This is a genomic window from Mycobacterium pseudoshottsii JCM 15466, from assembly GCF_003584745.1.
In the GTDB taxonomy this organism is placed as follows: domain Bacteria; phylum Actinomycetota; class Actinomycetes; order Mycobacteriales; family Mycobacteriaceae; genus Mycobacterium; species Mycobacterium marinum.
Genome location: NZ_AP018410.1, coordinates 4,810,508 through 4,830,626, shown reverse-complemented (window position 1 = coordinate 4,830,626; position 20,119 = coordinate 4,810,508). Strand labels below are relative to the sequence as shown.

Annotated in this window: 11 protein-coding genes and 2 pseudogenes; 8 read left to right on the top strand and 5 right to left on the bottom strand. The window is 65.3% G+C overall.

The window, feature by feature from the left end; all coding sequences use genetic code 11:
- Positions 1-65 precede the first annotated feature (65 nt).
- From typA to MPSD_RS30455, 4 genes are all read left to right on the top strand, one after another.
- Positions 66-1,952 carry a translational GTPase TypA gene (typA, locus tag MPSD_RS21860; RefSeq protein ID WP_020786300.1) on the top strand — a complete coding sequence of 629 codons (1,887 nt, stop codon included), beginning with the start codon at positions 66-68 and terminating at the stop codon, positions 1,950-1,952.
- Between the two features lie 97 nt (positions 1,953-2,049).
- On the top strand, positions 2,050-3,957 hold the full coding sequence (locus MPSD_RS21855) for an ABC transporter family substrate-binding protein (protein ID WP_084472667.1): 1,908 nt from the start codon (positions 2,050-2,052) through the stop codon (positions 3,955-3,957).
- A 210-nt stretch (positions 3,958-4,167) separates the two neighbouring features.
- Positions 4,168-6,369: a PE family protein gene (locus tag MPSD_RS21850; protein WP_036426343.1), complete on the top strand. Its 2,202-nt coding sequence runs from the start codon at positions 4,168-4,170 to the stop codon at positions 6,367-6,369.
- A 187-nt stretch (positions 6,370-6,556) separates the two neighbouring features.
- A complete protein-coding gene (locus MPSD_RS30455) occupies positions 6,557-7,687 on the top strand; it encodes a PE family protein (protein ID WP_020786303.1) in 1,131 nt (376 codons plus the stop codon).
- A gap of 33 nt (positions 7,688-7,720) precedes the next feature.
- On the opposite strand, the pseudogene MPSD_RS21840 reads toward MPSD_RS30455, so the two are convergent.
- Positions 7,721-8,329, bottom strand: a pseudogene (locus MPSD_RS21840) (TetR/AcrR family transcriptional regulator); the annotation flags it as partial.
- 172 nt (positions 8,330-8,501) lie between these two features.
- On the opposite strand from MPSD_RS21840, the gene mshB reads away from it, so the two are divergent.
- Positions 8,502-9,407, top strand: a complete 906-nt coding sequence (gene mshB / locus MPSD_RS21835; RefSeq protein ID WP_020786305.1) for an N-acetyl-1-D-myo-inositol-2-amino-2-deoxy-alpha-D-glucopyranoside deacetylase — start codon at positions 8,502-8,504, stop codon at positions 9,405-9,407.
- A gap of 138 nt (positions 9,408-9,545) precedes the next feature.
- Positions 9,546-9,977, top strand: coding sequence for a hypothetical protein (locus MPSD_RS21830; protein WP_036426345.1), 432 nt, complete (start codon positions 9,546-9,548; stop codon positions 9,975-9,977).
- 29 nt (positions 9,978-10,006) lie between these two features.
- Here MPSD_RS21830 and MPSD_RS21825 read toward each other — a convergent pair whose 3' ends face one another.
- Positions 10,007-10,873 (bottom strand): PE family protein, encoded by an 867-nt coding sequence (locus MPSD_RS21825; protein ID WP_086085474.1) that lies wholly within the window; start codon positions 10,871-10,873, stop codon positions 10,007-10,009.
- A gap of 204 nt (positions 10,874-11,077) precedes the next feature.
- Here MPSD_RS21825 and MPSD_RS21820 point away from each other — a divergent pair, with 204 nt between their 5' ends.
- The gene (locus MPSD_RS21820; protein ID WP_020786308.1) at positions 11,078-13,648 is read left to right on the top strand and encodes a bifunctional FO biosynthesis protein CofGH; all 2,571 of its coding nucleotides are present in this window, start codon (positions 11,078-11,080) and stop codon (positions 13,646-13,648) included.
- Between the two features lie 571 nt (positions 13,649-14,219).
- The gene (locus tag MPSD_RS28495) at positions 14,220-16,763 is read left to right on the top strand and encodes a cellulose binding domain-containing protein (RefSeq protein ID WP_086085475.1); all 2,544 of its coding nucleotides are present in this window, start codon (positions 14,220-14,222) and stop codon (positions 16,761-16,763) included.
- Between the two features lie 209 nt (positions 16,764-16,972).
- Here MPSD_RS28495 and MPSD_RS21810 read toward each other — a convergent pair whose 3' ends face one another.
- The 3 genes and pseudogenes from MPSD_RS21810 to MPSD_RS21800 form a co-directional block, all read right to left on the bottom strand.
- A complete protein-coding gene (locus tag MPSD_RS21810) occupies positions 16,973-17,305 on the bottom strand; it encodes a hemophore-related protein (protein ID WP_012395847.1) in 333 nt (110 codons plus the stop codon).
- 211 nt (positions 17,306-17,516) lie between these two features.
- A pseudogene (locus MPSD_RS21805) lies at positions 17,517-19,540 on the bottom strand (FAD-dependent oxidoreductase).
- Positions 19,540-20,106 carry a PadR family transcriptional regulator gene (locus MPSD_RS21800; protein ID WP_020729884.1) on the bottom strand — a complete coding sequence of 189 codons (567 nt, stop codon included), beginning with the start codon at positions 20,104-20,106 and terminating at the stop codon, positions 19,540-19,542. The pseudogene MPSD_RS21805 and the gene MPSD_RS21800 overlap by 1 nt, the downstream one beginning before the upstream one ends.
- Between the last annotated feature and the right edge of the window lie 13 nt (positions 20,107-20,119).

The following is a 20,119-nucleotide window of genomic DNA, read 5'->3' as shown; positions in this document are numbered from 1 at the left end:
CGATCAACGGGTCGACTCACCGGCCCAGTTCGCCTTCCGCTGCCTGCGCTGCCACAATCACCGACGTGCTATTCCGCAATGTCGCCATCGTCGCTCACGTCGACCACGGCAAAACCACCCTGGTTGACGCGATGTTGCGGCAATCCGGTGCCCTTACCGAACGCGGTGAAGTCCAGGAACGTGTCATGGACAGCGGTGACCTGGAAAGGGAAAAGGGCATCACCATCCTGGCCAAGAACACCGCCGTGCACCGACACCATCCGGATGGAACGGTGACGGTGATCAACGTCATCGACACCCCGGGCCACGCCGACTTCGGCGGCGAGGTCGAGCGCGGGTTGTCCATGGTGGACGGGGTGCTGCTGTTGGTCGACGCGTCCGAGGGCCCGCTGCCACAGACCCGGTTCGTGCTGCGCAAGGCGCTGAGCGCGCATCTGCCGGTGATCCTGGTGGTCAACAAGACCGACCGGCCTGATGCCCGCATCAAAGAGGTGGTCGAGGCCAGCCACGACCTGCTGCTCGATGTCGCGTCCGATCTCGATGACGAGGCGGCCGCGGCGGCTGAGCATGCGCTGGGGCTGCCGACGCTGTACGCATCGGGGCGCGCGGGCATCGCGAGCACCATCGAGCCGGCCGATGGTCAGGCGCCCGACGGCACCAACCTGGATCCGTTGTTCGACGTCCTGCTCGAGCACGTTCCGCCGCCGCAAGGCGACTCCGAGGCTCCGCTGCAGGCCCTGGTCACCAACCTGGACGCGTCGGCCTTCCTCGGCCGGCTCGCCCTGGTCCGCATCTACAACGGCAAGCTGCGCAAGGGCCAGCAGGTGGCTTGGCTACGCGAGGTGGACGGGGTGCCCGTGGTCACGAGCGCCAAGATCACCGAATTGCTGGCCACCGAGGGTGTCGAGCGCAGCACCACCGACGAGGCGGTTGCCGGGGACATCGTCGCTGTGGCGGGGTTGCCGGAGATCATGATCGGCGACACGCTGGCCGACCCGGACCATGCGCATGCCCTGCCGCGCATCACCGTCGACGAACCGGCCATCTCGGTGACGGTCGGCACCAATACCTCGCCGCTGGCCGGGAAGGTCTCCGGGCACAAGCTGACGGCCCGCATGGCCCGAGGCCGCCTGGACACCGAACTGATCGGCAACGTCTCGATCCGGGTCGTCGACATCGGGCGCCCGGATGCCTGGGAAGTGCAGGGGCGCGGTGAACTTGCATTGGCCGTGCTGGTTGAGACCATGCGCCGGGAGGGCTTCGAACTCACGGTAGGCAAGCCGCAGGTGGTCACCAAGACGATCGACGGCCAGCTGCACGAGCCCTTCGAGGCGATGACCATCGACTGTCCGGACGAATTCGTCGGAGCCATCACCCAGCTGATGGCCGGGCGCAAGGGCCGCATGGAAGAGATGACGAATCATGCCGCCGGTTGGGTCCGGATGGACTTCATCGTGCCCAGCCGCGGGTTGATCGGCTTTCGCACCGATTTCCTCACCCTGACGCGGGGGACCGGCATCGCCAACGCCGTGTTCGACGGTTACCGGCCGTGGGCGGGGGAGATCCGGGCCCGGCACACCGGGTCGCTGGTGTCGGATCGTTCCGGGGTCATCACCCCCTTCGCGCTGCTCCAGCTTGCCGATCGAGGTCAGTTCTTCGTGGAGCCCGGCGAGGACACCTACGAGGGCATGGTCGTCGGCATCAACCCGCGGGCCGAGGACCTCGACATCAACGTCACCCGCGAGAAGAAGCTGACCAACATGCGGTCATCGACCGCGGACGTGATAGAGACGCTGGCCAAGCCGCTCGAGCTCGACCTGGAGCGGGCCATAGAGTTCTGCGCGCCCGACGAATGCGTCGAGGTGACACCGGAGGCCATCCGGGTTCGCAAGGTCGAGCTGGACGCCACCTCGCGGGCTCGCAGCCGGTCCCGGGCCAAGGCCCGAGGTTAGCTTGGGGGCGCCCCGCGAACGTGAGCGTGACGCCAGTGCGAAATCCGGTTCGGTTTTTCGCAGCTGCATCACGCGCGAGGACCGCCTCGATACCCTGGTGGGTGTGTTCAGCCCAGTACGCCGCGTTTGCCTGACGGTCGGTGTGCTGATCACAGCGCTAGGTGTGGCGCTGTCTGGTTGTACGGTGAGTCCGCCTCCGGCGCCGCAGAGCACCGACACGACCCACAACACCCCACCGCCGCCGCCGCATCCGACCCAGATCATCATGGGCATCGACTCGATCGGCGCGGGGTTCAACCCGCACCTGCTGTCCGATCTGTCGCCGGTGAACGCGGCGATCAGCGCGTTGGTGCTGCCCAGTGCGTTCCGGCCGGTGCCGGATCCGAACTCGCCGACCGGCTCGCGCTGGGATATGGATCCCACCTTGCTGGTGTCCGCGGAGGTGACCGGCCAATCGCCCTTCACGGTCACCTACAAGATCCGTCCGGAAGCGCAATGGACTGACAACGCGCCGATCGCTGCCGACGACTTCTGGTACTTGTGGCGGCAGATGGTCAGCCAGCCTGGTGTCGTTGATCCGGCCGGCTACGACCTGATCACCGCCGTCCAATCACTGGAGGGGGGCAAGCAGGCCGTCGTCACCTTCGCGCAGCCCTACCCGGCCTGGCGAGAGCTGTTTGACAACCTGCTGCCAGCGCACATCGTCAAGGACGTTCCGGGCGGTTTCGCCGCGGGGCTGGCGCGCACCTTGCCCGTCACGGGCGGGCAGTTCCGGGTGGAAAACATCGACCCGCAGCGCGACGAGATCTTGATCGCCCGCAACGACCGCTATTGGGGGCCTCCGGCCAGACCTTCCCTGATCCTGTTTCGCCGTGCCGGGGCGCCTGCGGCGCTGGCCGACTCGGTGCGCAACGGCGACACGCAGGTGGCCCAAGTTCACGGCGGGTCGGCCGCGTTCGCCCAGTTGTCGGCCATTCCCGACGTGCGGACCGCCCGGATCGTGACCCCGCGGGTCATGCAGCTCACGCTCCGGGCAAATCAGCCCAAGCTGGCCGAAGCGCAGGTGCGCAAGGCGATTTTGGGTTTGCTCGATGTTGACCTGCTCGCCGCTGTGGGGGCTGGCAGCGACAACACCGTCACCTTGGACCAGGCCCAGGTCCGTTCACCGAGTGACCCGGGCTATGTACCGACCGCACCGCCGGCGCTGAGTACCTCCGCAGCATTGGCGCTTCTTGAAGGAGCCGGTTACCAGATCGAGAGCAACACCTCGGTTTCGCCGGCGCCGCCGGGGCCGGGGTCCACCACCACGCCGGTCAGCACGGGGCCGCCGGAAGTCATCCGCGGCGGCATCAGCAAGGACGGCAGACAGCTGACGCTGGTCATCGGGGTGGCGGCCAACGACCCGACGTCCGTGGCTGTCGCCAACACGGCGGCCGACCAGTTGCGCAACGTGGGGATCGCGGCCTCCGTACTGGCGTTGGACCCGGTCACGCTCTACGGCGACGCCCTAAACGACAACCGGGTCGACGCGATCGTGGGCTGGCACCAGGCCGGCGGAAACCTCGCGACATTGCTGGCGTCGCGCTATGGCTGCCCGGCGTTGCAGACCACGGAGGTCTGGGAGCCGACGATACCGGCGAACACACCCGCAGCAACCACGGGTTCGATGCCGTCTGCGGTGCCCAGCGCCGTCACACCGGTGCCGCCCGCGCCCAGCGAGCCACCCGGCCCGAACGCACTGTTTCGGGCGCCGTCGAACCTCACCGGCATTTGCGACCCCAGCATCCAGTCGAACATCGATGCCGCACTCAACGGCACCAAGAACATCAACGACGTGATCACCGCGGTCGAGCCGCGGCTGTGGAACATGTGGACCGTGTTGCCGATCCTGCAGGACACCACCATCGTTGCGGTCGGCCCTAGCGTTCGGAATGTCAGCTTGTCTGGCTCGGTGCCGGTCGGCATCGTCGGTGACGCCGGCCAGTGGGTGAAGACCGGCCCCTAGCTTCCGCCGTTGCTCCCGTAAAGCTATGGGAAATGGCCATTTTCGCTTTCTTTCTGCGCTCTATTGGGCCAATCATCAACGGATTGTGCAGAAACCGCGCAGTCGCCGCCCACATCGCGATACGCTCCGCTCAGGGCTGCCCTGATCGGGCCGGGGATGGCCAGCAATCAAGCTAGCGAAGCCATTGAAGCCGTGGTGGGGAGGCCCGAAATGTCTTTTGTATTTGCGGAACCGCAGTATTTGAGTGCGGCAGCAACCGATTTGGCAAGTATTGGCTCGACGATAGACACGGCGGGCAGCGCCGCAGCGTTGGCGACCACCGGTGTGATCCCGGCAGGTCTCGATGAGGTGTCGGCGGGCATCGCGGCCTTGTTCGGTGCACACGGCCAGGCATATCAGGAGCTCAGCGCCCGGGCGGCGCTGTTTCACGATGAGTTTGTCCGAGTGCTCAGTGCCGGCGCGGACGCTTATGCGAGCAGCGAAGTCGCCAATGCGCAAGCGGTGCTGGCGGCCGGGCCGGGCGGGCTCTTTGAACAGGTTGGCCGGGTGCAGGCTGGCTTCACCGCCAACCTGGTCAGCGGCGAGCTCGCGTTCAACCAGGCGCTGGTCGCCAACGAGGCGGCCGTGATTGATGCGGTTGGCGGCGCCAACAGCTTGGTCGGAGGGGTGATCTACGGCGGCTTCAACGCCACCAACTTGGTGGTGGGTACCGGCCAACAATTCGTGAACACCCTTGTGGGGGCGCGGATTCCGGCGAGTCTGAGCACCAGCTTGCTGCTCGGTGGACAGGTGCCCGGTGCTCAGATCGGTGCCGGCCTCTCTGGAGTGGTGCAGACCGGCCAGTCGCTGGCCGGCAGTTTCAACGCTGCGCTCTCGGGCATGGGAACTCAGCTGAGCGCCGCTTTGAGCGGGAGCCTCAGTGCTGGGCTCCCGGACCTGTCGAGCCTGGGGGCCCAGCTCGGCGCTGGGCTGTCGGGCGACTTGAGCGCAGGACTGCCCAGTGTTTCCGGGCTGGTGCAGACGGGGCAGGTGCTGGCCGGCAGCTTCAACGACGCCGTCGGCGGGCTGGGTTCTCGGGTGGCCGGTGTCCTGTCGGGCGCCGTCGGCGGGGAGCTTCCAGACTTGTCCGGGCTGGTGCAAGCCGGGGCGGTGCTGATGGGCGGTGTTGGCACTGCCCTTTCGGGTTTGGGCGCTCAATTGAGCGCGGCCTTGTCCGGGAGTTTGGGTACGGCAGTGCCCGGCCTCTCTGCGCTGATCCAAACCGGTGAATCACTGGCCGGCGGCTTCAATGCTGCGCTTGGCACGTTGGGCACCCAGGTGAGTGGGATGTTGTCGGGCGGCCTGGGTGGTGGGTTACCGGGGCTTGCCGCGCTGATCCAGACCGGTGAGTCGCTGGCGGGTGGTTTCGGCACCGGACTCACCGGGTTCATGGGCGGTGTTGACGTGCTGGGCAACTTGGGTGGTGAGCTGTCCGCTGTGGGCGCTCAGTTCAATGCCGCCGTCGCGGCGGGATTGACCGGTGACTTCTCCGGGTTCCCGGTACTGGTGGACACCGTGTCAGGCCTGCCCGGTGCGGTGCTCGCGCAACTGGGTCAAGCCCAAAACGGGGTATTGGCCGGTTTTGTCGACGGCCAGCTCGCGTTCAACCAGTCCTTGGTTGCCAATGAGGTTGCGCTGCAACAGGCCTTGTTCGGCACCGATGCGGCGCTCAACGGCGCGGTCAACCACGGGTTCAACGCGGTGAACCTACTGGTGGGTACGGGAGAGCAAGCCGTCAATGCCGTGCTGGGTGCCCCGACGCCGGCCAGCTTTACCGGCAGCCTGCTCGTCGGCGGCTCGCTCGAGGGCGACATACCGACCGGTGGTCTGCCTGGTGTGGCGCACCAGTTGCTGTTGCTCAACGCGGCTTTGGGAGGCCCAGCACTGGTCGATGCGTCGTGGTTGAGCCAGTTCGGCCAAGCCCAAGCGGCTTTCAATGCTGATGTGCTCAGCGGTCAACTGGCCTTCAACGAATCACTGGACACCAATGAGATGGCTTTGCAGCAGGCGATTTTCGGCACCGACAGTGCCCTCAATGGCGCGGTGAACCACGCCTTCAACATGGTCAACTTCACTCTGGGTGCGGGACAGCAGACCGTCGACGCGCTCTTGGGTGTCCCGGTGCCCGCGGACTTCACCGGCAGCCTGCTGGCCAGTGGTTCGGCCGATGCCTTCGGTGGCGTGACGACCGGTGGCTTGCTCGGTGCGGTGGAGCAGAAATTCCTGATGGATGGGGCCTTCCTGAGCGTCTTCGGTGTTCCGATCCAGGTGACACTCGACGGCCGCCTGCCGGAGCTGATCGGTCAGCTGACCGGCTCCGCCTCGGGTGGTGTTGAGGTAGGGACCGAGGTCGGTGGTGAAATTCCTGAGTAGCTATCGCTAGGGGCGCTATCGTGGCGGCACCAACGTTGATGTGCGTCAGATGTGAATATTTCTGGATCAATTGGTGAAAACCCGGCATGTCTGCACCGGAGCGGGGCTAGGCTCTGTGCATTCGCAATAGCCGCACGACCGGGCTGTGCGCTCAGTGGTCGTGCGCTTGAACCGGTGGTGATGCACGATGTCGCTCTTGACAACCGCTCCGCAAGTACTGACCTCGGCCGCAACAGATTTGGCGGGTATTGGTTCGACGATCAATGCGGCCGGCACAGCGGCGGCGGTGGCGACGACGAGAGTGTTACCGGCGGCCGCCGACGAAGTGTCGACGGCAATCGCCGCGTTGTTCGATGCGCATGGCCAGGCCTATCAACGGCTCAGCGCGCAGCTTTCGGAGTTTCACGATCAGTTCGTGCGAACCTTGAACGCGGGTGCGCAAGCCTATGCCGGCGCGGAATCGGCCAATGCCTCGCCACTGCGGGCAGTGGCTGCAGCCGCGGCGTCCTCGAGCCCCTTGGAGCAACTCGAGCAGCTGCAGATCAGCTTCAACACGTCCCTGGTCAACAACGAGCTCGCGTTCAACCATGCGCTGGTCACCAACGAGGTCGCGCTCGAGAAACTAATCTTTGGTACCGACAGTGCTCTCAATGGGGCACTCAACCGGGGCTTCAACGCGGGCAATCTGTTGTTGGGAACCGGCGAGCAAATCATCAACACCCTCCTGGGTGCTCCGGTGCCAACGAACTTCACCTCCAGTCTGCTGCTGGGCAGTTCGGCTCAGGTGTTCAACGACGGCCAGATCGGCGGCCTGCTCGGCGCCTTCGACCAGAGCCAGATGGTTCCCACCGACTTGGTTGGCATCTTCGCGGGCAGTGGGTCGCTGCTGCCGTCGGCGTCAAGTGTGTTCCCGGCCGCTGCACAGACGCTGTCAGCAAGTCCGGTAGGTGATTTCATGGAGCAGCTGGAAGCGGCTCAGATTGGCTTCAACACCGCAATGGTGAATAATCAGCTCAGCTTCAACCACGCCCTGGTCGCCAACGAAGTGGCGTGGGAGCAGAGTGTCTTCGGTACTGATAGTGCCCTCAATGGTGCGCTCAACCGCGGCTTCAATGTCGCCAACCTGCTCATTGGAACGGGCGAGCAGGCCGCAAACACCCTCGTTGGTGCGCAGGTGCCGGCAAACTTCACCTCTAGCCTGCTGCTCGGCAGTTCCGCTCAGGTCTTCAATAGCGGTGAGATCGGCGGTCTGGTGGGCGCCTTCGATCAGAGCTTGGTGATGGGCGCCGACTTGGTCGGCTTGATCACTGGCGCATAGGTACAACCCCGCGGTTGTGTGCGTTCGTTCAGCTGTCCGACGGCGCGGGGCGCTTGGGGGGATGACCGTGTCGACGATGAGTGCCAATTCCCGCCGATTCGGCGGCGTCCCGGTGAGGATGAAGTGCTGGTTCATCAACGCGGGCCCGATGCGTGCGGTAAACGGGGTAACGGTGTCGGGATCCAGGTCACCTTCGCGGATGGCGGCCCGCAGAACCGAATCGATGATCTTGAGTCGCGGATGGACCACGGAGTTGGCGAAGATGGCACGCAGTTCGGGCTCGTGTATCAGCTGGCCGATGGCCACCAGGCCCGGGAACTCGGTCTTGCCGGCGAGGACATCGCGGTGTGCGGTGAAGACGGTCAGCAGGTTCTCTCGAGCTGACGGGCCGGGGCGCGGTTCCGGGGGTGGCGGCACCGCATATTGCAGCGCGGCCTGGACCAGGTCATGTTTGCTCGCCCAACGCCGATACAGCGCGGCCTTGCCGGTCTGGGCGCGCGCCGCGATCCCTTCCATGGTCAGCCTGCCGTAGCCGACTGCGATGAGCTCGGCCAGGGTGGCCGAATACAAGGCCCGTTCGAGTACCTCGCCGCGTCGCCGGCTCCGGTAGGGGGTTAGCGTGGGTTCGGACAGCTGTGCCATCGTTCAATAGTAGCCGTTAGCGTCTCTTATTTCTCGGAATCGAACGCAATTGCGTTGTTGACGCTTGTCACTGCAAATATTACAAGCGGCCTACGCGTTTCTGGACGGGCCGCGTGGCCGGGATGGGCCGCGGCCGTGTGTGTGGCGGGTAGGGAAGGTGGGGAAGGAATCCATGCCTGAGACACCGCGCCTGCTGTTTGTCCATGCACACCCCGACGATGAGAGCCTCAGCAACGGCGCGACGATCGCCCATTACGCCGCGCGCGGGGCGCAGGTCCACGTCGTCACCTGCACCCTGGGTGAAGAGGGTGAGGTTATCGGCGACCGATGGGCCCAACTTGCGGTCGATCACGCCGACCAACTCGGCGGCTACCGCATCGGTGAACTCACCGCGGCATTGCAGCGGCTGGGGGTCGATGCGCCCATCTACCTTGGTGGTGCGGGCCGCTGGCGGGACTCGGGCATGGCTGGCACCGAGCAGCGGAGTCGGCGCAGATTCGTCGACGCCGACGACCGGGAGGCGGTCGGGGCGCTCGTCGCGATCATTCGGGAGCTGCGCCCGCACGTCGTGGTGACCTATGACCCCGACGGCGGCTATGGCCACCCTGACCACGTCCAGGCACACGTCGTCACCACTGCCGCGGTGGCCGCGGCGGGTTCGGTGGGCGACTGCGATTACCCGGGTGACCCCTGGGTGGTGCCGAAGTTCTACTGGACCGTCTTGGGGCTGAGCGCGTTCCTGGCGGGCCGGCAGGCGCTGACGCCCGACGATCTACTGCCGGAGTGGGTGCTACCGCCCGAAGACATCCCCTTTATCTACCCGGACGAGTGCATCGACGCCGTCGTGACCGGCGATTCGGACGCGCGGGCGGCCAAGATCGCCGCGCTTGCGGCGCACGCGACCCAGGTCACCGTCGGCCCGTCCGGACGCGCGTGTGCGCTGTCCAACAACATGGCGTTGCCGATTCTGGCCGATGAGCACTATCTGCTTGTCGCTGGTAGGGCGGGGGCCCGCGACGAGCGTGGCTGGGAAACAGATCTGCTTGCTGGTCTGGGCTTCACCGGGTTTGGCACGTAGGCTGCCAATCAGGCAGCCATGGAAGGAAACCCGTATGGACCCCGACCTGGACCCCAACTTGCAGCATTGGCAGGACAGGCTGGACAGTCTGCAGTGGGTCATCGGTTCGATCCTGTCCCAGATCGATAGCGTCCCGACCTGACCGCAACCCAATCGCGCGTCGTCTCGAGTGAAGAGGCCGGCGCAATCGATCCCGCGATACGTGCCGTAGTGCTGACGTTGTTGGCCGTGGACGGCGTCCTGTCTGCATTGATGGGGGCTCTGCTGCTGCCGACCTACTTGGGTTCGGTGCCCTTTCCGATCAGTGCACTGATCAGCGGACTGGTCAACGCCGCGCTGGTTTGGGCGGCCGAGCGATGGACCACATCGCATCGGGTGGCGGCGCTGCCGTTGTGGACATGGCTGGCGACCGTGGCGGTGCTGAGCTTCGGTGGGCCCGGCGACGACGTGGTGCTCGGTGGGCGTGGAGTGATGGCCTACGGCGCGCTGATCCTGATCGTGCTGGGGGCCCTGCCGCCGGGATGGGTGCTCTGGCGGCGCCAAGTCCGCGACCGCCCCAACGGCGCCTAGCCGCGCGGACCGAGGCGGTGCTCAGCTGCTCAGAACGGCAGCGGCGGGAACGGCGGGAAGAAGTTCCGTATCCAGTTGATCTCGGTTTGGATGAATTGGTTGACCGACGCCGTGGTCGCCGACCAGAAGTTGCTCAGCCCCTGACTGAACGTGATGGTGCCGTCTAGCCAGTCGAGCGTATTGAACAGGCCACTTTGCACTATCGGCTCAAAAAGGTAGTAGAAGAAATTGATCTGAGGCGCCAGGATGCCGATCCATGGCACCCAGCCCACCGCCCACGAGGCGAGGTTGAAGCCGTACTGCACCCACGGCTCGACGGCAAGGTAGAAGTTCTGGATGGCGGTGGCCACCGACACGGGCAGGATTGCTGCCGGCGCGGCGGCGGCGCTGGCGATCGGTCCCAGCAGCGAGCCGGAGGCCGCCGCGGTGGCGGCGCCGCCCGTCGGCGCCAGCGCCAACATGCTGGCGTTGGCGCCCAGCGCGTTGGAGCCGGCGCCCGCGAAAACACTCTGGACCTTGCTCACCGCGTTGGCCACGATGCCGCCCTGGCCCATCAGCGGCTGCCCGAGCAGCTTCTCGGCGGGGCTGTTCACCGCACTCAGCAGGGTCTTGGCGGCGTTGGCCTCGGCGGATGCATAGGAGTTGGCGCTGGTGTTCAACGCCGCGGCGAATTGGTCGTGAAAGGTCGAGAGCTGCGAACTGAGCCGCTGGTAGATCTCGCCATGTGACGAGAACAGGGCCGCGACCTGGGCTGATACCTGGTCGCCGGCGGCTGCGAGCACTCCGGTCGTCGGAGCCGACGCTGCGGCGTTGGCCGAGCTGATGGTTGTACCAATACCGGCTACATCCGAAGCGGCTGCCGTCAGCGCCTCCGGCACGGCGGCCACATACGACATGGCGTAACACCCCCTGCTGTACCTACTTGGCTGCTAGCGTATCGCGATCCGCGGCGGTTCGCCCCGGACTCACCAAACACATGGCGCGTGCTGGTCCGTCGAGTGCCGGCCCGGCCCTGCCGCTACTGTTGCGCATATGGCACCCGCCAAGGCTCGAATTGTGGACGCACGGATGAAATCGGGGCGTGGGGAAGTTACACCAACGTGCCGCTGACCTCGCGCCAGGAGCCCACCGCCCTGCCCAGCCCCGTCGTTCCGCCCAAGCCCAGTGCATCGGCGCTGCGGCGGGTACTACGGCGCGCGCGAGACGGTGTTGCGCTCAACATCGACGAGGCCGCTGTCGCGATGTCGGCGCGCGGCGACCAGCTGGCTGAGCTGTGTGCCGGCGCGGCCCGAGTGCGTGACGCTGGTCTGGAATCGGCCGGACGCCACGGCACGGGCGGTGGTCTGCCGATCACCTATTCGCGCAAGGTATTCATCCCGGTCACCCATCTATGCCGTGACAACTGCCACTACTGCACGTTCGTCACCGTCCCGGGCAAGCTGCGGGCCCAGGGCGCCGGAATGTATCTGGAGCCCGACGAGATCCTCGATATCGCACGGCGGGGGGCCCAACTCGGCTGCAAAGAGGCCCTGTTCACCCTTGGGGATCGTCCCGAGCAACGTTGGCCAGAGGCGAAGGAGTGGTTGAGCGAGCGCGGGTATGACACCACGCTGGCTTATGTGCGGGCCATGGCGATCCGGGTGCTCGAAGAGACCGGGCTCTTGCCGCACTTGAATCCGGGGGTGATGAGCTGGTCGGAGATGTCGCTGCTCAAACCGGTGGCGCCGTCGATGGGCATGATGCTGGAGACGACGTCGCGGCGGCTGTTCGAAACCAAAGGCCTCGCGCACTATGGCAGCCCGGACAAAGACCCGGCGGTGCGGTTGCGCACTCTGACCGACGCAGGTCGGCTTTCCATACCGTTTACCACCGGTCTGCTGGTCGGCATCGGTGAGACGCTGGCCGAGCGGGCTGACACGCTGCATGCGATTCGTAAGTTGCACAAAGAGTTTGGCCACGTCCAGGAAGTGATCGTGCAAAGCTTCCGGGCCAAGGAACACACCGCAATGGCAGCGGTTCCCGACGCCGGAATCGAGGATTACCTGGCGACGGTCGCGGTCGCCCGGCTGGTGCTCGGCCCGGGAATGCGCATTCAGGCGCCACCGAATCTGGTTTCCCAAGACGAATGTGTGGCGCTGATCGGTGCCGGTGTCGACGACTGGGGTGGTGTGTCGCCGCTGACGCCCGACCACGTCAACCCCGAGCGGCCGTGGCCCGCATTGGACGACCTGGCCGCCGTGACTTCGGGAGCGGGCTACGAACTGGTGCAGCGGTTGACCGCGCAACCCAAGTACGTGCAGGCGGGGGGCGCCTGGATTGACCCGCGGGTGCGCAGACATGTTGTGGCGCTGGCTGATCCGGCGACTGGTTTCGCACGTGAGGTCAACCCGGTGGGTCTGCCGTGGCAGGAGCCTGACGATGTCGCGTCGTCGGGTCGGGTGGATCTCAATGCGGCGATCGACACAGAGGGACGCTGCACCGAGGCGCGTAGCGACCTCGACAGCGCTTTCGGTGACTGGGATGCGGTCCGTTCACACGTGCACGAGCTGGCCGCCCGTGGTCCCGAACGCATCGACACCGATGTCCTGGCCGCTCTGCGTTCCGCCGAGCGTTCTCCCGCGGGCTGTTCCGACGAGGAATGTCTTGCGCTGGCCACCGCTGACGGGCCTGCCTTGGAAGCTGTTGCCGCGCTTGCGGATTCGCTGCGACGCGATGCGGTCGGTGACGACGTGACCTTTGTGGTCAACCGCAACATCAACTTCACCAACGTTTGTTACACCGGCTGCCGATTCTGCGCGTTCGCACAGCGCAAGGGCGACGCCGACGCCTATTCACTGTCGGCGGACGAGGTCGCCGATCGCGCCTGGGAAGCCCACGTGGCCGGAGCGACCGAGGTGTGCATGCAGGGGGGCATCGATCCCGAACTTCCGGTTACTGGCTACGCCGACCTGGTGCGCGCGGTCAAGGCTCGGGTGCCCTCGATGCACGTGCACGCGTTCTCTCCGATGGAGATCGCCAACGGTGTGACCAAGAGCGGGCTGAGCATCCGCGAGTGGCTGACCGCTCTGCGTGAGGCCGGTCTGGGCACCATCCCAGGCACCGCCGCCGAGATTCTGGACGACGAGGTGCGTTGGGTGCTCACCAAGGGCAAGTTGCCGACGTCGCTGTGGATCGAGATCGTGAGTACCGCGCACGAGGTGGGGCTGCGGTCGTCATCGACCATGATGTACGGCCACGTCGACAGCCCGCGGCACTGGATTGCCCACCTCAATGTGCTGCGCGATATCCAAGACCGCACCGGCGGGTTCACGGAATTCGTGCCGTTGCCGTTCGTGCACCAGAACTCGCCGTTGTACCTGGCTGGCGCGGCCAGGCCGGGCCCCACTCATCGCGACAACCGCGCGGTGCATGCCCTGGCGCGGATCATGCTGCACGGCCGCATTCCCCACATCCAGACCAGCTGGGTCAAACTTGGTGTCGAGCGCACTCGAGTGATGCTCAGCGGCGGCGCGAACGACTTGGGCGGGACGCTGATGGAGGAGACGATTTCGCGGATGGCCGGTTCCGAACACGGATCGGCAAAGACCGCTGCCGAACTTGCGGCTATCGCCGCGGGGATCGGTCGGCCGGCGCGCCAGCGCACCACAACGTACGCTTCGTTGGCCGCCTAGCGAGTCGCCGGCACCCGGTGGTTTCCTCCGGAGATTACGTTAATGGGCGCCGCGCCGACTGCTGTGGAGTTATACTGCCGCGCAAGCTATTAGAGTTGTCCGCGGATATCGTCGGACATTTGCACGCCGCTGCGCCGAACGCGCGTAGCGGGCATCGCGGCTGGGCAATCACGAGCTCGGCGGAAGTAAGCTCAATCGCGTGCGGTGTCATCTGTCGCCGATGTGTGTTCGCGCGCACCGCACTCAGGAACGGCACTCATCTCCCTCATGGGAACTGATCGACTGGACGGCGGCGGGCGTCCGCAGGTAGATGGCATTGCCGTGCAGGAAGTTTGAGTGTTTGCCCCGATTGGCGCGATGCTTGCCAGGGTGGCTGCTAGGGCAGCGCGGAGTCGGGGCACTCGCGGGCGGTTGGCGTGTTGGTAAACCCGGGCAATGTGCCGAGTTTGTCGAATAACCGACAAAAGTGCGCCGGGCCTTGTCGGCTGAGAATGTCGATGTTAACAATAGACGCTTCAACACTTCTCAATACCTAGCTGGGTCGTGGCACACCGATCGGCAAGGACGGATTATGTCTTTTTTGATCGCAACTCCCGAGTTATCTATCAGGGCAGCAACGAATTTGGAGGCTGTTGGCTCGGCGGTGAATGCAGCCAATTCGGCGGTGAGTTGGACGGAGAAGGTGGCCGCAATGGCTGCCGACGAGGTTTCGGGAGCCGTCGCATCTTGGTTCGGCGGGTTTGCCCAGGAGTATCAAACGGCGACCGCTCAAGCGGGGGCGTTTCACGAGCGCTTCCTGCAGACCTTGGCGGCGAGTGCGGCATCCTATGAGCACGCCGAAGCGGCCAACATCTCCTCGATATCTGGCATCCTTCGATCACTGATGGGTGGTGTTGGCGCGCAGGGTGATTCGGTTGCGCAAACCGGTGGCGGCGGCAACACCGGTCAGGCGGCCGAGGGCGCAAGTAGCGGGCAAGCCGCCGCCAGTGGTGGGGCGGTGAGCCCGAATTCCATCGCTGCTGGTGCGACCAACACCACGACCGGCAGCGCTGTGATGAGCGGAGGAACCGGCAACGGCGGGACCATCAGTGGTGGTGGCGCTGCCGGCAGTGGTGGCGCCAGCGGTGCGACGACCGCTGCCGCGACCGGCAGTGGCGAACTTGGTGGAAGTGGTGGCGTCGCCGCGGTGAGTAGCGGAGCCGCTACCACCGCCGCAGTCAGTAGCGCCAGCACCGGAGACGGCGGCGTGGCGGCGGCGTACTCGCTGACATCGCAATGGGACAGCGGTTTCATCGGGCGCTATACGATCACGAACTCGGCGGATACTGCGGCGAGCGACTGGCAGGTCGAATTCGATTTACCTGCAGACGAATCCATTACCAATGTGTGGAATGGGCAGCTCGTCCAGTCTGGCACGCACTACACGGTGACGCCTGAGTCGTGGACACAGACGATCGAGCCGGGCGGGTCGGTCACCGTTGGCTTCCAGGGCGCGCAGACTGGGTCTTACTCGGAGCCTACGAATCTCATCGTCAACGGAGTATCCGTTGGCGGCGGGGGTTCCGGGGACGGCGGTGGCACTGGCACCGGCGGTACTGGCAGCGGGAGCGGCGGGACCGGTGATACGGGTGGTACGGGGAGCGGTACTGGTGATACCGGGGGAACCGGAACCGGAACCGGTGACACGGGCGGCACCGGTGACACGGGCGGCACCGGCACCGGCACCGGTGACGGCACCGGCACTGGCGATGGTGGTGACACTGGTGGAAGTGGTACCGGCGGCACGGTCGGCGACGGAGAGGTTGCCGCAACGTACACGGTGACATCGCAGTGGGACAACGGGTTCGTTGCGAACTACACGATCAGCAATTCCGGGGATACCGCGCTGACTGACTGGCAGGTCGAATTCGATTTGCCTGCAAACGAATCCATTACCAGCGTGTGGAGCGGGCAGCTCACGCAGACTGGCACGCACTACACCCTGACTCCGGAGTCCTGGACGCAAACGATCGAGCCAGGTGGTTCGGTCGTGGTGGGCTTCCAAGCGATGCACACTGGCGCCTATTCCGAACCGACGAATGTTCTGGTTAACGGACAACCTGCCAGCGGCGGCGGCACCGGTACCGGTGGTGGCACCAGTACCGGTACCGGTGCCGGCACTAGCACCGGCGGTGCCACGGTGGGTGAGTTTTCTCCATACGTCGATATGACCCTTTGGCCGAAGTTCGACTATGCGAGTGCAGCCAACGCGGGAATCGATGACGTCACACTGGGTTTCATCGTCACCGGTGCCGATGGCAATCCGTCCTGGGGCACTTTCTATTCGCTGGACGACCCGTGGATTACCTCCGCGATGGCCGAGATGCAGCAAAACGGTATCGACCCAACCATCTCCTTCGGTGGCGCAGCCAACCAGCCGCTCGCTGTTTCGGCCCCCAACGCGACCGCGCTAGCGTCGGACTACAAATTGGTCACCGACACCTACGGAATCTATAAGTTGGACTTCGACATTGAGGGTGCGGCGTTGTATAACGTTCCAGCACTGACCAACCAGGCCCAGGCGATCGCCATGCTGCAGGCGGAGCAGGCCGCTGCCGGGACCCCGGTCCAGGTTTCCTACACCCTTCCCGTGATGCCGACGGGTCTGACCTCCAACGGGGTGCAAGCACTGCAGATCGCCATCGACAATGGCGTGGATGTTGGCCGCGTGAACATCATGACCATGGACTACTTCGACCCCAGCCTGCAGTACGAGGGCAGGATGGGTGACTACGCAATTCAAGCCGCCGAGAGCGTCCACGGCCAGTTGATGACGCTGTATCCGTCGATGTCCAGCGAGGACGCGTGGGCGATGATCAAGGTGACACCCATGATCGGCGTCAACGACGATCCGAGCGAGGTCTTTACCCTCGCCGACGCCGAAAAGCTGGCTGCTTTCGCCGATGAGAACAACCTCGGCGGGCTATCCATGTGGTCGGCAAATCGCGATTTCCCGGGAGCGGTGGGGCAGCTGTCGAATACCAGCAGCGGAGTGAGCCAACAGGCGTGGGATTTCAGCGAGATCTTCGATGAGTTCGGGGAGGATGCCGCCGCCGAGCAGGCCGCTTTGGACTGACCCGACCCCGGCACTGCGCAGGCACCGGATGAGATCCGCAATCACGCTGACGAGAGGTCGCAGCGGCGACGGCGCGATGAGAACGGCTACGGCTGCCCAAAAACAGCGCGACACCTAGCGCTCAGACGTCAGCGATAAACGCGGAAGCCCTCGCGAGCGCTAGGTGACGTGGTGTGCGGCCCCCGAAACGTGGGAGGCGCCTAATCCGCTCAGTAGTTGTTGCAGGACGAGGCGACTGACTCGACCAGCCCGACGTACTGCGACGCCCCAGGCATGGCCTGCAGCTGCGCGGCCATCTGCGCGCGCCGCGGCGGCGGCGACGCGAGGAACGAATGCAGCCAACCCTGCGCCACCGGCGAGGCGTTGAACTGCGCGGCGGCCCCAGGGTCGGTGGCGTTCAGCGCCGCCATCACCTGGCCGTAGTTGCAGGTTGTGTTGATGACCGTATCCAGTGGGCTTGCGGATGCGACCCCCGCGCCGACGCTCAACGACAACGCGAAAGCACCAGCGGCGACACCCAGTCCCGTTAACGACAGCCTCATTTTGTGGACACCTTCCCCAGCTATTGCACCGCCAACGCGGCGACGACATCTGCCCAGCGGTTGCCGCCTTTGAATCAAGACTAGCAGGCCCCGCGGGTTTGCTCCTATCAAACTTTGTATCGGAGGACTCTCTCCGGCTATAACTATCCGCAGTTCAGGGCCGTGGTTGGGGCAGTTTCACCGTAGGCGAAATGGGGTAGCCGGGTAGCCATCACAGGCGGGCGGCAAGCTCGGTGCCCTGTTTGATGGCGCGTTTGGTGTCCAACTCCGCGGCCAGTGCCGCACCGCCGATGATGTGTGGGTCAACGCCGTTGCTGCGCAGGTCGGTCTCCAGGTCGCGCACCGGTTCCTGGCCCGCGCAAATCACCACGCTGTCCACCGCAAGCAGCTGCGGCCGCTGCCGGTCCGGGCCAAAACTGATGTGCAGGCCGTCGTCGCTGATCCGCTCGTAGTTCACCCCGGAGAGCTGGTGAACCCCTTTTGCCTTGACCGAAGCGCGGTGCACCCAGCCGCTGGTCTTGCCCAGGCGCTTTCCCTGTGGCCCCTTGGTGCGCTGCAGCAGATACACCTCACGGGCCGCCGGAGTCGGCAGCTCCGTGGTCAGGGCGCCGCGGGCCTCCTGTGGATCGACAACGCCCCACTCGGCCTTCCATTCCTTGAGGTTCAGGGTGGGCGACGATTCGGTGATCAGGAGTTCGGTGACGTCAAACCCGATGCCGCCCGCGCCGACGACAGCCACGCTCGGCCCGACCGGCTTGGCGCCGGTGATCGCCTCGGTGTAGGTCAATACCTTGGCGTGCGCAATGCCGGGGATGGCCGGTATCCGGGGTGCCACGCCGGTGGCCAGCACCACCTCGTCGTAGCCGGTCAGCTCGTCGGCCGTGGCCCGGGTAGCCAGCCGTACGTCGACGCCGTGCTTGGCCAACATCGTGGAGAAATACCGAATGGTTTCGTTGAATTCCTCCTTACCCGGAATGCGACGGGCCAGGTCGAACTGGCCGCCGATGAAGTCGTTGGCCTCAAACAATGTCACCCGGTGGCCCCGCTGGGCGGCGGCGACCGCCGCCGCCAGGCCGGCCGGGCCGGCCCCGACGACGGCCACGGTGCGGGCACGTTGGGTGGGGGACAGCGTCAACAGCGTTTCGTGTCCGGCTCGGGGGTTGAGCAGACAGGACACCTTCTTCTTGACGAAGACATGATCAAGGCAGGCCTGATTGCACGCGATGCAGGTGTTGATTTCGTCGACCCGGCCGGACTGCGCTTTGAGCACCCATTCCGGGTCGCTCAGCATCGGTCTGGCCATCGATATCAGCGCCACGTCGGTGTCGGCCAGGATCTGCTCGGCGGCCTGAGGCATGTTGATCCGGTTGGATGTCATCACCGGGATGCTGACCTGCTCGGCTACCGCATTGCTGATGTCGACGAACGCGCCGCTGGGCACCGAGGTGACGATCGTTGGAATTCGCGCCTCGTGCCACCCGAAACCGGAGTTGATGATCGTGGCACCGGCTGATTCCAGTTCGGTTGCCAACGCCACGATTTCGTCCCAGCTCTGGCCGCCCTCGACATAATCGGCCATCGACATCCGGTAGCAGATGATGAAGTCGGGGCCGACCGCGGCGCGGGTGCGCCGGACGATCTCGACGGGGAATCGGCGGCGTTTGGCCGGTGTCCCGCCCCACGAGTCGGTGTGCTTGTTGGTTCGGGGCGCCAGAAACTGGTTGAGCAGATACCCTTCGCTGCCCATGATTTCGACCCCGTCGTAGCCCGCTTCTTGGGCCAGCTGTGCGCATCGCGCGAAGTCCGCGATGGTGGCTTCCACGCCGCGCGAGGTCAGTTTGCGCGGCCGAAACGGATTGATCGGGGCCTTGATCGAGGAAGCGCTGACCGAAAGGGGTGATACGCATAGCGTCCCGCGTGCAGGACCTGCAGCAGGATCTTGGCGTCCGCGTCGTGCACCGCACCGGTGATGCGCCGGTGCCGCCGGGCCTCGGCCGGCGTCACCAGTTCGGAGGCGAACGGGTAGAGCCAACCGGTGCGATTGGGTGCGTACCCGCCGGTGATCAGCATTCCGACGCCGCCGCGGGCCCGCTCGGCGAAGTACTCGGCGAGTCGGTCGGTGTCCTTGGGCCGGTCCTCCAATCCGGTGTGCATCGAACCCATGACCACGCGGTTACGCAGTGTGGTGAACCCGAGATCCAACGGAGACAACAGATTTGGGTAGGGACTGGTCATCATTTCTCCTCGAGTGCTTGAGCTACCTCGCCGAGCCATTCGATGGCACTTTCTTCGGCCCGGATTCCGCCGCGCAGCACGACGTACTGATGCAACGCGGCGCCACTGAGTGCCGACGGATCCGGAAAGCTGTGCTTTTCGATTCCGCGGTAGGTGTCTAGCGCCTGGACACGTTCGGCGCGCAGCGCGGCGACTTGGCTGCGCAGCGTTTCCCTATCGCCATAGACGGCACCGCGCAGCTTGACCGCGATGTCGCGAGTGCTGCTGTCGGTCAGCGCGCTCGCGCGGCCAGGACGGGTCGGGCTGGGTGGCTCAGCGATCCAGCGGGCCAACTCCTGGCGGCCATTGTCGGATACCGAATAGACCTTCTTATCGGGTCGGCCGTGCTGGACCACGGGCTTGGCATGCACCCAGCCGTTGCTCTCCATCAACCGCAATGTGCGATAGATCTGCTGGTGGGTGGCGGTCCAGAAGTGTCCGATGGAGCGATCGAATCGGTGGGCCAGTTCATAGCCCGAGCCGGCCTGTTCGGACAGCGATACCAATATCGCGTGTGGTAGTGCCACCCGCGCAGCATAG